The 574-nt window shown below is 59.2% G+C and carries 1 pseudogene; it reads right to left on the bottom strand.

Features of this window, described 5'->3' with window-relative positions:
• Window positions 1-392: 392 nt before the first annotated feature.
• Window positions 393-574: pseudogene (locus F6X40_RS41690) on the bottom strand (transglutaminase family protein); the annotation flags it as partial.

Raw genomic sequence — 574 nt, 5'->3', positions numbered from 1 at the left:
CTCCCTAGAGAAGAACGCGGCATGAGTTTCAAACGGCAGCACTTTGGCTTCGTCGGCTGCATGCGCACCGAGCGCCGAGAGACCGACCGTTGCGATAAGAATCCTGATCGTGTGCGAGAGTTTCATAGTTGTCGTTCGCATGTGTTCTCCGTTGTACTAGCACGGGGCTCGAGACGCCCAACGGCATTACCTGCCGAAGTCGTTGGCGTCGGTCAATTCGTCGCTTGCCAACACGAGGGTTGTCTGGGCTCGCCCAGCTTGCTGCCGAGATTGTCAGCGATCTGGCCCATGATGTCGAACGTCTCAAACTGGCCGACCGCTGCCTGATGCATCTGATGCATCCCGACCCAAACCCGTCCTCTACGACGCCACCAACGAATGACCACTCGTCATCATTCAGGCGCGCAGTGGACGTCGAATTTGATGAGCTTCGTCGGACCGAATGTGTTGCTGATCGCAACGTCGGCGGCATCGCGGCCGCACGCCATCAGCACACGACCGATACGCGGCACGTTGTTGCGCGGATCGAAGGTCTGCCAGGAGCCGCCCACATAGGCTTCGAACCATGCCGCGA

Source organism: Paraburkholderia sp. UCT31 (genome assembly GCF_014397655.1).
Classification (GTDB): Bacteria; Pseudomonadota; Gammaproteobacteria; order Burkholderiales; family Burkholderiaceae; genus Paraburkholderia; species Paraburkholderia tuberum.
This window is presented reverse-complemented; position numbering and strand designations above follow the sequence as displayed.